This is a genomic window from Ruminococcus sp. FMBCY1, assembly GCF_023921805.1.
Classification (GTDB): domain Bacteria; phylum Bacillota; class Clostridia; order Oscillospirales; family Acutalibacteraceae; genus Ruminococcoides; species Ruminococcoides intestinale_A.
In genome coordinates, this window is the sequence record NZ_CP074197.1 from 614321 (window position 1) to 628394 (window position 14074).

Below are 14074 nucleotides of genomic sequence, written 5' to 3' on the forward strand. Positions count from 1 at the left end.
ATTGATAAAAGCTTATTTCTGTTTTATAATTGAAATAAGCTTTTATTTTTTTGGAGGATATATGAAATCTAAAAACAAAACCTCGAAAACAAAAATACAGATAAACAAAGAAAAATTACCTAACTGTATATTTGATATTTTCAAAACGGTTATTTTCCTTTTTGCAATTATAAGCGTTGTATTTACATTTTTTATAAAAGATGTCACAATCGACGGCGAATCTATGAAAGACACGCTTTTTGACGGCGACAGGGCAATACTAACAAACTTTCTTTACTCACCGCAGGTGGGAGATATTGTGGCTGTTGACGCAGACCAGCAAATCGGAAAAATCATTATAAAACGAGTTATCGCAACCGAAGGACAGACAATAAAAATTGACTATGACAATAATAAAGTTATAGTTGACGGAATTGTACTTGACGAAGAATATGTTGCCTCCGATACAATAAGACCGACTGTCGGTTGGAATATTCCCGACACCATACCCGAAGGCTATGTGTTCGTAATGGGTGATAACCGTTCCGTATCACTCGACAGCAGAAGCGGCAGTATTCAGCTTATTCCAAAAACGATGATACTCGGCAAGGCACAATTTGTGATTTATCCGTTTGACCATTTCAAATATCTTTACTGATTTATAAACAACTATAAGGATTGATAAAATAAAATGAGCGAAATGCAAAATATACAGTGGTTCCCGGGTCATATGACCAAAACCAAAAGACAGATTCAGGCAAGTTTAAAACTTGTAGATGCAGTGGCAGAAATTCTTGACGCAAGAATACCCTTAAGCAGTAAAAATCCCGATTTACAAAAACTTATTCAGAACAAACCAAAGGTTGTGCTTTTGAATAAATGCGATATGGCTAATCAGACCGCAACAAGCAGATGGATAGACTACTATGCATCACAGGGAATTACAGCGATTGCGGTTGACTGCAAAAGCGGTAAGGGACTTAATAAATTTGCCCCTGCTGTAAACAATGTGCTTTCCGAGCGCAGAGAAAGACTTAAGGCAAAGGGTATGGTAAACCCGATGCTTAGAATTATGATTGTAGGTATCCCGAATGTCGGTAAATCTTCATTCATTAACAGAGTAGCAAAGCAAAACAGAGCAAAAGTAGAGGACAGACCGGGTGTTACAAGAGGCAATCAGTGGTATTCAATCGCAAAAAATATTGAAATGCTCGATACTCCGGGTGTACTTTGGCCTAAATTTGACGATAAGATTGTCGGCGAAAGACTTGCTTTTACAGGCGCTGTAAAAGACCAAATTCTCGATACGGAGCTTCTCGCCGTACGACTTCTTGACTTTTTGCGCAGCTTGAAACCCGCTGATTTTATTGCAAGATTTAAACTTGAAGATATTGACCTTGACGCAATCGATTCATACGAATTGCTTAATGTAATCGGCAAAAAAAGAGGTATGCTCATTTCCGGAGGAGAAATAGATACAGAGAGAGCCGCAATTATGCTGCTTGATGAATTCAGAAGCGGAAAACTCGGCAGAATCACTCTTGAAATGCCCGAAAGATAAAAGGTGAAACAATGGATTGGCTTGAATTTGAAAAAGAGGCGCTTGCAAAAGGTTATAAATCGGTTTGCGGAGTCGATGAGGCAGGCAGAGGCCCTCTCGCAGGTCCCGTCTGCGCCGCCGCCGTTATATTGCCCGAGGGTGTGATTATTGACGGTGTAAACGACTCAAAAAAATTAAGCGAGAAAAAGCGTGAGTCCTTGTTTGATGTTATAAGAGAACAGGCGCTGTCATACTCAATAGCTTACGCTACGGTTGACGAAATCGAAGAAATCAATATACTGAATGCAACAATGCTTGCGATGCGCAGAGCAATTGACGGTCTTGACATAAAGGCAGACTACGCAATGATTGACGGAAATAAAATTCCGCCGATTGACATTGACGCCGAGTGCATTGTAAAAGGTGATGCAAAATCTATGTCGATTGCTTGTGCATCTATCCTTGCAAAAGTGTCAAGAGACAGACTTTTATATAAGTATGCCGAAGAATATCCCATGTACGGTTTTGATAAACACAAAGGATACGGAACCAAGGCACACAGAGAGGCTATTCTTAAATACGGCCCGTGCCCGTACCACCGCAAAAGTTTTCTTAAAAAGCTGTATAAATAATTATGAAGTTATTTACAACAAAACAAAAGGGCGACATCGGCGAAAAATTTACCGAGCGTTACCTAAAGAAAAACGGTTATAAAATTCTTGAACGCAATTACAGACAAAAATGCGGTGAGATTGATATAATTGCTCAAAAAGGCGAATATATTATATTTACGGAAGTAAAAACAAGGGCGGCTAATTTTATTGCCCGTCCGTATGAGGCCGTTGACCGCAGGAAAATCTCAAGAATAAGAAAAACCGCCGCAATGTATATTGCCGAAAAACAGCTTGACGCTTATTTCCGCTTTGATGTCAGCGAAGTATTTACCGAGCCAGAAAGCGGCAAAGTAATTGACATCAACTATATTGAAAATGCTTTTGAAGGAGCTTCTTATGAAAGTATTTGATTTACATTGTGATACACTTTACAAAGCCGTGACTATGAGCCACGGCTTTTCCTGTTCCGACTATGAAGTTCAGACAGATGTGGATTTTGAAAAATATTTGCAGTGCTTTGCGGTATGGATTCCCGATGATTTAAGCATAAAACAGGGCAGAGCACTGTTTGAAAAAGCCAAAATTACACTTACGAAAGAATGTAAAATCAACAATATAAATCTTGTTGATTCTTTTAAAGAAATTAATAATTCAACAAAAAACAAACTTGCAATGTTTACACTTGAAAACTGCAAAATAATCGACAATGATATTTCATATATAAAATACCTTGCCGACAGCAACATAAAAACAGCAACCCTTACTTGGAACGATACAAACTGTATCGGTGACGGCGCAATGGCAGAGCACCCGACAGGCATAACGGAGTTTGGCAAAAAAGCGGTATGTGAACTTGAAAATCAAGGTATTGTCATTGATGTATCACACGCAAGCGATAAACTTTTTTATGATGTGTGCGAAATCGCAGAAAAACCGTTTATAGCCACCCATTCAAACGCAAGAGCGGTTACTGCGCACAAAAGAAATCTTACAGACGAACAGGCAAAAATCATATTTAAAAACGGCGGAATTATAGGACTTAATTTTCATAATGCGTTTCTCAATAACGAACCCGAAAAAGCCTGCATTGATGATATTCTAAAGCACGCAGAGCATTTTTTGTCGCTCGGCGGAGAAGATTATGTATGCCTTGGAAGTGATTTTGACGGTGGAATCTTGCCGTATGACATCAGAAATAACAGAAATCTAAATGAAATTTATAATCTTTTTCTGCAAAAAAACTATCAAGAAGCCATAATTGATAAAATTTTTTATGAAAATGCAGTTAATTTCTTTGAAAACTTTGACATTTGATAAATTATGTAGTAAAATGTACTTTGTGTAAAGCAACTCTGAAAGGAAGATTTATATGTTGTATAACAGTACTCAAAATGCAGCCGAAGTTGTATCGGCCGCTCAGGCAATTGCCCAGGGTATTTCTAAGGATGGCGGACTTTTTGTGCCACAGGAATTTCCTAAATATTCCGCAGAAACATTTAATGAGCTTTTAAAGCTTGATTACAAGGGCAGAGCAAAAAAAGTTTTCGCTGATTTTCTTTCTGATTTTACAGAAGAAGAAATCAACGATTGTGTTGAAAATGCCTACACAAAAGAGAAGTTCGGCAGTGACAATCCTGCTCCTTTGGCTTACGCAAAGCTCAACGGCAAGGAACTTAATATTCTTGAACTTTGGCACGGTCCGACTTGTGCTTTTAAGGATATGGCACTCCAGATTCTTCCTCATTTTCTTACAAAATCACTTAAAAAGACATACGACGGCAAAGATGCAGTAATTCTTGTTGCCACATCGGGCGACACAGGTAAGGCTGCTCTTGAAGGCTTTAAAGATGTTGACCATACAAAAATTATCGTTTTCTATCCTGTTGACGGTGTAAGTCCAATGCAGAAGCACCAGATGAATACTCAGGAAGGCAACAATGTTACAGTTTGCGCTATTAAGGGTAACTTTGACGACGCACAGACAGGTGTTAAGAAAATCTTTACTACTCCTGAAATTTCCGCAAAGCTTGAGGCTAACAATATGCTTTTCAGCTCTGCAAACTCAATTAACTGGGGCAGACTTCTTCCACAGATTGTTTACTATATTTCAGCATATTGCGATCTCGTTAATGCAGGCAAAATTGCTATGGGAGATAAGATTAATGTTGTAGTTCCGACCGGTAACTTCGGTAATATCCTTGCATCATATTACGCAAGTATTATGGGACTCCCAATCAACAAATTTATCTGTGCGTCAAACTCAAACAATGTTCTTTCTGATTTTATCAAGACAGGTGTTTATGACAAAAACAGACATTTCTACACAACAATTTCACCATCAATGGATATTCTCGTATCAAGCAACCTTGAAAGACTTCTTTACAAGCTTTCGGGCAACAATGCCGATACTACAAAAGAGCTTATGACTGCTCTCAAGACTGTAGGCAAGTACGAGGTTTCCGACGAAATCAAGGCTGAAATCACATCTAAATTCTTCGGCGGTTTCTGCGACGATGAGCAGACAAAAGCTACAATCAAGGCTTTGTTCGACACAGATAAATACCTCTGCGATACTCACACAGCGGTTGCCGTTAATGTATATGAGCAGTATGTTGAGCAGACAGGCGACACAACTCCGTCTGTTATCGCATCGACAGCAAGCCCATACAAGTTCTCTAAGGCTGTTCTTGAGGCTGTTTCAGACGGCACAGACCTTCCTGAAAATGAATTTGATATGGTTGAAAAGCTATTCGAGGTTTCAAATGCTCCTGTGCCTGCACCTCTTGCAGCACTTAAGGACAAAAAGGCTCGTTTTTCAGATGTTACAGAGGTAAATTCAATGCCTCAGTATGTTCTTGATGCACTTAACATCAAATAATGAGTTTATTTGCGATAGCTGACCTTCATTTGTCACTCGGCGAAGATAAGCCGATGGATATTTTTGCGGGCTGGGACAACTATGTCGAAAGGCTTACAAAAAATTGGAATACACTTGTTACCGATGATGATACGGTTATGATTGCAGGTGATATTTCCTGGGCAATGAAGCTTGAACAAACATATACTGATTTTAAATATATTGATGATTTGCCCGGCAAGAAAATTTTTCTCAAGGGCAATCACGATTATTGGTGGGGAACCAAAAGTAAAATCGAAAAGTTCCTCGACAATAACAAACTTAATTCGATAAATATCCTTTTTAACAACACTTATGTTTGCGACAATAAAGCAATTTGCGGTACAAGAGGATGGTTTCTCGAAAATGAGTCTGACGCTGATGTAAAGGTACTTAACCGTGAAGTAGGCAGACTTGAAATGTCGATTTCAGAGGCGGAAAAAACAGGGCTTGAGCCTGTGGTTTTTCTGCACTATCCGCCTGTCTACTGCAACACCGAATGCAGCGAAATTATGAATGTATTATTAAAACACAATATAAAAAGATGCTATTACGGACACATTCACGGCAAATCAAATATGCGGTATGCCGTTGAGGGTGATTATAAAGGTATAAATTTTAAGCTGATCTCTTGCGACCGACTCGCATTTATGCCGATTTTGGTACGATAATAAGCATAAATTTGCTTTTGAGTATTGGCAAAACTGAATTTTTGTGTTATAATGAACTGATACTGATTATATTTGTATAAAAAATCAAATTTGGAGGATTTTAAAAAATGGCATTAAAAGAAAGTAAAAAACTTGAGCAGGCTAATTCATACGAGTTAGTTGTTACAGTTGACGGAGAAACTTTTGAAAAAGCACTTAACACAGTTTACAAGAAGGAAGTTAAGAAAATTAACATTCCCGGTTTTAGAAAGGGCAAAGCTCCACGCCACATTATTGAGAAAATGTACGGCAAAGAAGTATTCTATGATGACGCTATGCAGGATTGCTATCCTGAGGCTCTTTACAACGCAGCAGAAGAGGCAGGCGTAAAGATTGTTGCTGTTGAATCTATCGAAGTTACAGAGGTTGAGAACGGCTTTACTTTCAAGGCAAACATCGTTGTTGAGCCTGATATGGAAATCAACAACTACCTTGGCTTTGAAGTAACAAAGAAGTCAACAGAAGTTACAGACGAGCTTATTGACGAAGAAATTGAGAAGGTTCGTGACCGTAACTCAAGAATGGTAACAGTTGAGGACAGACCTGTTGCTAACGGCGACATCGCAGTTATCGACTTTGAAGGCTTTGTTGACGGCGTTGCATTTGACGGCGGTAAGGCTGAAAACTACAACCTTACAATCGGTTCAGGCAACTTTATCCCGGGCTTTGAGGAGCAGATTATCGGTCACAGCACTGATGAAGAGTTCTCTATCAATGTTAAGTTCCCTGAAGAGTATCAGGCTGAAGAGCTCGCAGGTAAGGACGCAGAGTTCAAGATTAAGCTTCACGAGATTAAGGCTAAGGAACTCCCTGAAGTTGACGATGAGTTTGTAAAGGATGTTTCAGAGAAAGAAACTGTAGCAGAATACAGAGATGAGCTTAAAGAAACAATCGCTGCCCGTCTTGAGGATGAAGCTGAAAAGGATAAGGACAATCAGATTGCCGAAAAACTTATCGAACTTCTTGAGGGCGAAATCCCACAGGCTATGTATGACAACCAGGTAAACGAAATGGTTAGAGATTTCGAGATGAGAATCCGTTCACAGGGTATTGATATGAACACATACCTCCAGTATATGGGTATTGACCTTGACGGCTTAAAGAAGATGTATGCCGACGAGGCTAAGAAGAGAGTTCAGTTAAGACTTGCTCTTGAAACAATCGCTAAGAAAGAGAATATTGAAGTAACAGACGCTGACCTTGACGAGGCTTACAACAAGATGGCAGAAGCTTACAAGGTAGATGTTGAAACAGTTAAGGGTGCAGTTCCTGCCGAAACACTTACACTTGATGTTAAGGCTGAAAAGGCTCTTAATATGGTAAAGGACAGTGTAGTTATTAAATAATTTGAATAATTAACCTGTTTTTGTTAATTACTATTTACTATAATGAAAGGTTTTGATCAAATGGCATTAGTACCATATGTACTTGAACAGACAAGCCGTGGCGAACGCTCATACGACATCTATTCAAGACTTCTTAATGACAGAATCGTTATGCTCACAGAAGAAGTGAACAGTGCAAGTGCAAGTGTAGTAGTAGCACAGCTACTCTACCTTGAGAGCCAGGATCCTACAAAGGATATTTGCCTTTATATCAACAGCCCCGGTGGCAGTGTTACAGATGGATTTGCAATATTTGATACAATGAATTACATCAAATGTGATGTTTCCACTATTTGTATGGGTATGGCAGCAAGTATGGGTGCATTCCTCCTTGCAGCAGGCGCAAAGGGCAAGCGTCTTGCTCTTCCAAACAGTGACATTATGATTCACCAACCGTCAGGCGGTGCACAAGGTCAGGCTACAGATATGGAAATTCATACAAGACACATTCTTGATATGAAACAGCGTCTTAATCAGATTCTTGCTGATAATACAGGACAGCCGATTGATGTAATCTCAAGAGATACTAACAGAGATAACTTTATGACTGCTCAGCAGGCTCTTGAATACGGTCTTATCGATAAGGTTATTGAAAAAAGATAAGGTGAGGAAATCTTAATGGCAAACAAAAACAACGAAAAAGAAATATACTGCTCTTTTTGCGGAAAGCCACAGGAATTGGTTGGCCGTCTGATTGCAGGCAACGGCGTGTATATTTGCGACCAGTGCGTTGATTTATGTATGAATATTCTTGAGCAGACAGAAGAACTCGAGAACACAGCGGTTGACGCAGAGCTTGCTAAAAAAGATGATACCGTTTCTATTCCAAAGCTCCTTAAGCCTAAGGAAATCAAGGAAATTCTTGATGAATATGTAATCGGTCAGGATGCCGCAAAAGTTACGCTCAGTGTTGCTGTTTATAACCACTACAAGAGAGTGTTTTCAAACGAAACCGATGTTGATTTTTCAAAAAGTAATGTTCTTTTGCTCGGCCCGACAGGCGTAGGTAAAACTTTGCTTGCTCAAACTCTTGCAAAAGCACTTGATGTTCCGTTTGCCATTGCAGATGCCACCACACTTACGGAGGCTGGCTATGTCGGCGAAGATGTAGAGAACATCTTATTAAAGCTTATTCAGGCTGCTGATTTCGACATAGAAAAAGCAGAGCGAGGCATTATTTACATTGATGAAATAGACAAAATTGCCCGTAAATCGGAAAATCCGTCTATCACCCGTGATGTAAGCGGTGAGGGTGTTCAGCAGGCATTGCTCAAAATTATTGAGGGTACTGTTTCCAATGTGCCTCCGCAGGGCGGCAGAAAACATCCGCAACAGGAATTTTTACAGATAAACACAAAGAATATTCTGTTTATCTGCGGCGGTGCTTTTGACGGTCTTGAAAAGATTGTTACAAAGCGCAAGGGTTCTTCCGTAATCGGCTTTGAGTCATTTATTCAGGATAAAAAAGAGCTTGACGAAACCTATTGGATGAAAGATGTTACTGCACACGATCTTGTTAAGTACGGCATAATTCCGGAGCTTATCGGCAGACTTCCCGTTATTACAGCTCTAAGCGGTCTTGATACCGACGCTCTTGTGCAAATCCTTACAGTTCCTAAAAATTCAATTGTTCAGCAGTATAAAAAACTCTTTGAGCTTGACAATGTTGAACTTGTATTTGAAGATGAGGCTTTAAAGGCAGTTGCCAAAAAAGCGCAGGAACAGAGAACAGGTGCAAGAGGACTAAGAGGAATTATGGAGGGAATACTCACAAACCTTATGTTTGAAATTCCGTCCGATCCGACTATTGAAAGAGTAACAATCACAGAAAAGGTTGTAACCGAGGGCAGTGAGCCTGAACTTCTCAGAAACGAAGATAAGGCGGCTGTTTCGATAAACTTAAAACAAGATGCAAAGAAGCGTCAAAAACGAAGCACAGCTTCTTAAAGTATTGTAAATAATTAAAGCTGTATTGCCGAAAAAACAATACAGCTTTTTTTGATTAGATTTAATTGTGAAATAAATTGTGATGGGAGGATAGAAAATGGACGATAGAAACGATAATTTAATACTTTTGCCCGTTCTGCCGCTCAGAGGACTTGTTGTTTTTCCGAAAGCGCTCATTCATTTTGATGTGGGAAGAAAGAAGAGCATCAGTGCTATAAATGCCGCTATGAAAAACGATCAGCTTATTTTTCTTGTTACACAGAAAGACGCTGCCGAAAACGACCCGGATATTACAAAATGCTACTCAACAGGCGTAGTTGCAAAAATAGTTCAAGTAATCAAACAGCCCGACAACTCAACAAGAGTTGTTATTGAGGGCAAATTCAGAGCCGGAATTGTAACTCCTGTATTCGATAAAAATTGTCTTATGGCCGAAGTTGAGCCTTATCCTGATAAAAAATTCAAGCACACCTCCGAACAACTCGGTTTGATGCGTGCTGTCAGATTGGAATTTGAAAACTATGTCAAGGTAGCTCCTCGAGTTCCGAATGATATTATATTTAAAGTTGCCTCTTGTAAGTCTTGCGGCGAGCTTGCAGACTACATAGCTGACAACATTGTTCTTGATTATCAGGCAAAGCAGACCATTCTTGAAGAACTTGACCAAACCGAGCGACTGGATATGTTGCTTGACATTCTTATAAATGAAACTTATATTCTTTCAATCGAAAAGGATATTGTTCAGAAAGCAAGAGATAGAATCGAAGATAATCAGCGAGATTATTTTCTTAGAGAACAGAAGAAGATTATTGAGGAAGAACTTGGCGAGGACGATAATCCGTCTGCCGAGGCGGAGGCATATGCTGAAAGAATATATGCTTTAGGTCTTGCCGAGGAATCAGAAAATGCGCTTATCAAGGAGTGCAAAAAACTTATGCGTATGCCTTACGGAAGTCAGGAGGCGTCTGTAATCAGGACTTATCTTGACACAGTGCTTGACCTTCCGTGGAACACAGCTACCAAAGATAAAATTTCCGTTACCAAGTTAAGAAAAGAACTTGATAAATCTCACTTCGGACTTGCTAAAATCAAGGAAAGAATCATTGAGCAGCTTGCCGTTACAAAATTGAGAGGTTCGCAGGACGGTCAGATTATCTGTTTTGCAGGCCCTCCGGGTGTCGGCAAAACCTCGATTGCACAGTCAATTGCAAAGGCTATCGGCAGAAAGAGCCAAAGAATTGCCCTCGGCGGCGTGCGTGACGAGGCAGAAATCAGAGGTCACAGAAGAACTTACATCGGCTCTATTCCGGGCAGAATTATGACTGCCATTCAGAATGCAGGTTCAAACAATCCTGTTCTTATTCTTGACGAAATCGACAAACTTGCCAGCGATTACAAAGGTGACCCTACATCCGCTTTGCTTGAAGTCCTCGATTCGGAACAGAACAACAAGTTTGTTGACCATTATATTGATATTCCTTTTGATTTGTCTAATGTAATGTTCATTACAACAGCCAATGATGTATCACAAATTCCTGCACCGTTGCGTGACAGAATGGAAATCATTGAGCTTGACAGCTATACAAGAGAAGAAAAATTTAACATTGCTAAAAAGCACCTTGTTCCAAAGCAGCTTGAAAAGTGCGGATTTACCGCTAAAGAGGTTAAATTTACTCAATCGGCGCTGTATTTCCTAATTGATTTTTATACAAGAGAGGCGGGCGTTCGTACTCTTGAAAGATTAATCGGAAATGTGCTCCGTAAATGCGCAGTTAAAAAACTTGAAGACGAACAGGAAACTTTTAAAATTACAGACAAAGAAATTCTTGCAATGCTCGGACACAAGAAATTTACAACCGATAAATTGCCGTCAAAGGACGAAATCGGCACTGTAAACGGACTTGCTTGGACAAGCGTCGGCGGTGAACTTTTACCGATTGAAGTTGCTGTTATGGAGGGCACGGGCAAACTTGAGCTTACGGGTTCTCTCGGCGATGTTATGCAGGAGTCGGCAAAGGCTGCCGTTACTTGCATAAGAAGTCACGCAAATTCACTCGGAATTAATCCGCAGTTCTATAAAAATAAAGATATTCACATTCACGCTCCCGAGGGTGCTGTACCAAAGGACGGTCCTTCGGCGGGTATTACAATGGCAACCGCTATTTATTCAGCTTTAACAGGAAAGCCCGTAAAGCGTGATGTTGCAATGACAGGTGAAATTACCCTACGAGGCAATGTAATGCCGATAGGCGGCTTAAAAGAAAAGAGTATGGCTGCATATAAATCTGGCATTAAAACCGTTATCATTCCAAAGGAAAATGAAGCAGACCTTGAGGAAATAGACCCTGTTGTAAAGGAAAAAGTAAGTTTTATTCCTGTTACAAGTTTCTCGCAGGTAGTCCCGATTGCAATAGTCGATGTACCTGTAATTTCAGAAAAGCAATGGAACGCAGTTGCCGATAATACGGTAACTACCAAATCGGAAAACATCAGACAGTAGGGGTGAGGTAAATGAATTTTAACGAAGTACAATTTGAATTTGCCGCCGGCACAAAAGAACAACTGCCAAAATCTGATATGCCCGAAATTGTTTTTTCAGGACATTCAAATGTCGGAAAGTCATCTCTTATAAATAAACTTGTGCAGAGAAAAGCACTCGCAAGAGTCAGCGCCCAACCGGGTAAAACAGCGACCATAAACTTCTATAAATTAAGAGAATTTCGTATGGTTGACCTGCCAGGTTACGGCTACGCAAAGGTTTCCAAAAACGAAAAGAAACGCTGGGCTGAACTTGTAGAGGGATATTTTGCACAGGAAAGAAATATAAAATTGATTATCCAAATTCTCGATATGCGCCATCCTCCTACAGATGACGACCTTGAGATGGTGGACTTTCTTTACAGAAGTAATTACCCATTTGCTGTAGTGCTTACAAAGCGTGACAAGCTGAACAAAACAAACCAGAAACTACAGCTTGAATACTATCAGGATATTTTCAGCACAATCGAAGATTTACCTATGATAGAGTTTTCGGCACAGGACGGATATGGCAAAGAGGAAATAAAGGCTCTTATAGAGTCACATATTTTGCAGACCGAATAAAAGGCTGCGCAAGTAAATATCAGGAGGTATGAGAGAATGTTTGTAAATGATTGCTTAAACATTAACGAAAAAGGACATCTTACAATCGGCGGTTGCGACACAGTTGAGCTTGCAAAGGAGTACGGCACTCCGCTTTATGTGCTTGACGAAAACACAATCAGAACGACCTGCCGTTCATATGTTGAGTCTTTCAAAAAGTTCTACAACGGCAACGGTATGCCGCTTTATGCCAGCAAGGCGCTTAGCTGTAAGGAGCTTTGCAGAATTGCAAACGAAGAGCATCTCGGACTTGATGTAGTATCGGGTGGCGAGATTTATACAGCACAGCAGGCAGGTTTTCCTATGGAGAAAACCCATTTTCACGGCAACAATAAAACTGCCGCTGAAATTGAATTTGCACTTAACGCAGGCGTCGGCACATTTGTAGTCGACAACCTTTACGAGCTTGAGCTTTTAAATGAAATTGCAGGCAAACTCGGTAAAAAGGCAAAGATTTCATTCAGAATCAAGCCTGGTGTTGACGCTCACACACATAACTTTATCAGAACAGGTCAGATTGACTCAAAGTTCGGCTTTGCACTTGAAACAGGCGAGGCTTTTGAGGCTGTTAAAAAGGCACTTGAATATGAAAATGTAAACCTTGCAGAACTTCACTGCCACATCGGTTCACAGATTTTTGATATTGACCCATTCGTTACAGCTGCAGAAATTATGATGGACTTCATCGGTAAAATCAAAGATGAGCTTGGTGTTACAATCAGCAACTTAAACCTCGGCGGAGGCTTTGGCATTATGTATGTAAACAGCGACGAGCCTGTTCCTTATGAGAATTATATGGAAAAAGTATCTGTTGCCGTAAAAGCAAAGGCTGCGGAACACAATGTGCCTGTACCTTATATTTTCATTGAGCCGGGTCGTTCAATCGTCGGTGAGGCAGGTATTACGCTTTACACCGTCGGCGGTATCAAAGAAATCCCTGACATCAGAACCTATGTATCTGTTGACGGCGGTATGACCGACAACATCAGATATGCGCTTTATCAGTCTGATTACACAGTAGTAAACGCAAGCCACGCAGACAAAGAGGCTACACAGACCGTTACCGTTGCAGGTAAGTGCTGCGAAAGCGGCGACCTTGTACAGGAACACACACAGGTAGCTCCTGTTACAGTAGGCGATACACTTGCTGTTCTTTCAACAGGTGCATATAACTACTCAATGGCATCTAACTACAACAGAATCCCTCGTCCTGCTATTGTTATGGTAAACAACGGCAAGTCAAGAGTTATTGTTAAGAGAGAAAGCTACGAAGATATCGTAAGAAACGATATTTGATAAAAAATTAAAGGTCACTTTTGAAAAATCGGAAGTGACCTGTTTTATTGTGCAACGAACCGTCGACAATCAGTCGGCGGTAATTTTTTGCCTTAAAAGGGGATAGGTTATTCCTTGAAATTTTAAAATAAAATTATCATTTTAAAATCCGAACAATGAGTTAATTCTTAATCTATAAAATTTACATAACCGTTATTTATTGAATTTATCAAGACCGAGAATGTAATCACTTGACACTCTGTAAATCATACAAAGTGAAATCAAATGCTTTATAGGCAAATCACGCTTTCCGCTTTCATATTTGCTGTACTGTTCCTGCCTTGTATGCAGCAGAAAAGCAATCTCCGCTTGAGTATATCCGTTTGCGATTCTTAATTCCCTTAATCTTTTAGTGTAGTCCATAAAATCACCGCATTTCAAAATATTACTATTTGTATTATATCATTGTTTATGTGCGTTTGCAACTAAAGCAAACGTTAAAAATCCAACTGACGAACTATACAAAACGGTAAGTTAGTGTTAAAAACTTATTTCAAAGCAACTCGAGCACAAGCAACTTTCATAAC

At 39.9% G+C, this 14074-nt stretch carries 14 protein-coding genes; 13 read left to right on the forward strand and 1 reads right to left on the reverse strand.

The window, feature by feature from the left end; genetic code table 11:
- The first annotated feature begins 61 nt into the window (after positions 1-61).
- From lepB to lysA, 13 genes are all read left to right on the forward strand, one after another.
- On the forward strand, positions 62-637 hold the full coding sequence (lepB, locus tag KGF34_RS02830) for a signal peptidase I (protein ID WP_252559736.1): 576 nt from the start codon (positions 62-64) through the stop codon (positions 635-637).
- A gap of 33 nt (positions 638-670) precedes the next feature.
- A complete protein-coding gene (ylqF, locus tag KGF34_RS02835) occupies positions 671-1540 on the forward strand; it encodes a ribosome biogenesis GTPase YlqF (protein WP_022234929.1) in 870 nt (289 codons plus the stop codon).
- A gap of 11 nt (positions 1541-1551) precedes the next feature.
- Positions 1552-2151 carry a ribonuclease HII gene (locus KGF34_RS02840; protein ID WP_252559737.1) on the forward strand — a complete coding sequence of 200 codons (600 nt, stop codon included), beginning with the start codon at positions 1552-1554 and terminating at the stop codon, positions 2149-2151.
- Between the two features lie 2 nt (positions 2152-2153).
- Positions 2154-2543: a YraN family protein gene (locus KGF34_RS02845; RefSeq protein ID WP_022234931.1), complete on the forward strand. Its 390-nt coding sequence runs from the start codon at positions 2154-2156 to the stop codon at positions 2541-2543.
- Positions 2530-3447 (forward strand): membrane dipeptidase, encoded by a 918-nt coding sequence (locus tag KGF34_RS02850; protein ID WP_252559738.1) that lies wholly within the window; start codon positions 2530-2532, stop codon positions 3445-3447. Before KGF34_RS02845 ends, KGF34_RS02850 begins: the two co-directional genes overlap by 14 nt.
- A 55-nt stretch (positions 3448-3502) precedes the next feature.
- Entirely contained in the window at positions 3503-5011 is a 1509-nt protein-coding gene (gene thrC / locus KGF34_RS02855) for a threonine synthase (protein ID WP_252559739.1), read from the forward strand.
- Positions 5011-5700, forward strand: coding sequence for a metallophosphoesterase (locus tag KGF34_RS02860; RefSeq protein WP_252559740.1), 690 nt, complete (start codon positions 5011-5013; stop codon positions 5698-5700). The genes thrC and KGF34_RS02860 overlap by 1 nt, the downstream gene beginning before the upstream one ends.
- A gap of 107 nt (positions 5701-5807) precedes the next feature.
- Complete coding sequence (gene tig, locus KGF34_RS02865; protein ID WP_186934779.1) at positions 5808-7085, forward strand: trigger factor; 1278 nt, start codon at positions 5808-5810, stop codon at positions 7083-7085.
- A gap of 60 nt (positions 7086-7145) precedes the next feature.
- A complete protein-coding gene (gene clpP, locus KGF34_RS02870; protein WP_252559741.1) occupies positions 7146-7727 on the forward strand; it encodes an ATP-dependent Clp endopeptidase proteolytic subunit ClpP in 582 nt (193 codons plus the stop codon).
- Between the two features lie 15 nt (positions 7728-7742).
- Complete coding sequence (gene clpX, locus KGF34_RS02875) at positions 7743-9071, forward strand: ATP-dependent Clp protease ATP-binding subunit ClpX (RefSeq protein WP_186934778.1); 1329 nt, start codon at positions 7743-7745, stop codon at positions 9069-9071.
- A gap of 97 nt (positions 9072-9168) precedes the next feature.
- Positions 9169-11571, forward strand: coding sequence for an endopeptidase La (gene lon, locus KGF34_RS02880; RefSeq protein ID WP_252559742.1), 2403 nt, complete (start codon positions 9169-9171; stop codon positions 11569-11571).
- Between the two features lie 11 nt (positions 11572-11582).
- Positions 11583-12173 (forward strand): ribosome biogenesis GTP-binding protein YihA/YsxC, encoded by a 591-nt coding sequence (gene yihA / locus KGF34_RS02885; RefSeq protein ID WP_249377394.1) that lies wholly within the window; start codon positions 11583-11585, stop codon positions 12171-12173.
- Positions 12174-12209: 36 nt separating this feature from the next.
- A complete protein-coding gene (lysA, locus tag KGF34_RS02890; RefSeq protein WP_022234940.1) occupies positions 12210-13508 on the forward strand; it encodes a diaminopimelate decarboxylase in 1299 nt (432 codons plus the stop codon).
- Between the two features lie 192 nt (positions 13509-13700).
- Here the strand turns inward: lysA and KGF34_RS02895 are convergent, their stop codons facing one another.
- Positions 13701-13910 carry a helix-turn-helix transcriptional regulator gene (locus KGF34_RS02895; protein WP_252559743.1) on the reverse strand — a complete coding sequence of 70 codons (210 nt, stop codon included), beginning with the start codon at positions 13908-13910 and terminating at the stop codon, positions 13701-13703.
- Between the last annotated feature and the right edge of the window lie 164 nt (positions 13911-14074).

Coding starts and splice junctions, on each gene's coding strand:
- lepB (WP_252559736.1), top strand. CDS start 62: ATGAAATCTAAAAACAAAACCTCGAAAACAAAAATACAGATAAACAAA.
- ylqF (WP_022234929.1), top strand. CDS start 671: ATGAGCGAAATGCAAAATATACAGTGGTTCCCGGGTCATATGACCAAA.
- KGF34_RS02840 (WP_252559737.1), top strand. CDS start 1,552: ATGGATTGGCTTGAATTTGAAAAAGAGGCGCTTGCAAAAGGTTATAAA.
- KGF34_RS02845 (WP_022234931.1), top strand. CDS start 2,154: ATGAAGTTATTTACAACAAAACAAAAGGGCGACATCGGCGAAAAATTT.
- KGF34_RS02850 (WP_252559738.1), top strand. CDS start 2,530: ATGAAAGTATTTGATTTACATTGTGATACACTTTACAAAGCCGTGACT.
- thrC (WP_252559739.1), top strand. CDS start 3,503: ATGTTGTATAACAGTACTCAAAATGCAGCCGAAGTTGTATCGGCCGCT.
- KGF34_RS02860 (WP_252559740.1), top strand. CDS start 5,011: ATGAGTTTATTTGCGATAGCTGACCTTCATTTGTCACTCGGCGAAGAT.
- tig (WP_186934779.1), top strand. CDS start 5,808: ATGGCATTAAAAGAAAGTAAAAAACTTGAGCAGGCTAATTCATACGAG.
- clpP (WP_252559741.1), top strand. CDS start 7,146: ATGGCATTAGTACCATATGTACTTGAACAGACAAGCCGTGGCGAACGC.
- clpX (WP_186934778.1), top strand. CDS start 7,743: ATGGCAAACAAAAACAACGAAAAAGAAATATACTGCTCTTTTTGCGGA.
- lon (WP_252559742.1), top strand. CDS start 9,169: ATGGACGATAGAAACGATAATTTAATACTTTTGCCCGTTCTGCCGCTC.
- yihA (WP_249377394.1), top strand. CDS start 11,583: ATGAATTTTAACGAAGTACAATTTGAATTTGCCGCCGGCACAAAAGAA.
- lysA (WP_022234940.1), top strand. CDS start 12,210: ATGTTTGTAAATGATTGCTTAAACATTAACGAAAAAGGACATCTTACA.
- KGF34_RS02895 (WP_252559743.1), bottom strand. CDS start 13,910: ATGGACTACACTAAAAGATTAAGGGAATTAAGAATCGCAAACGGATAT.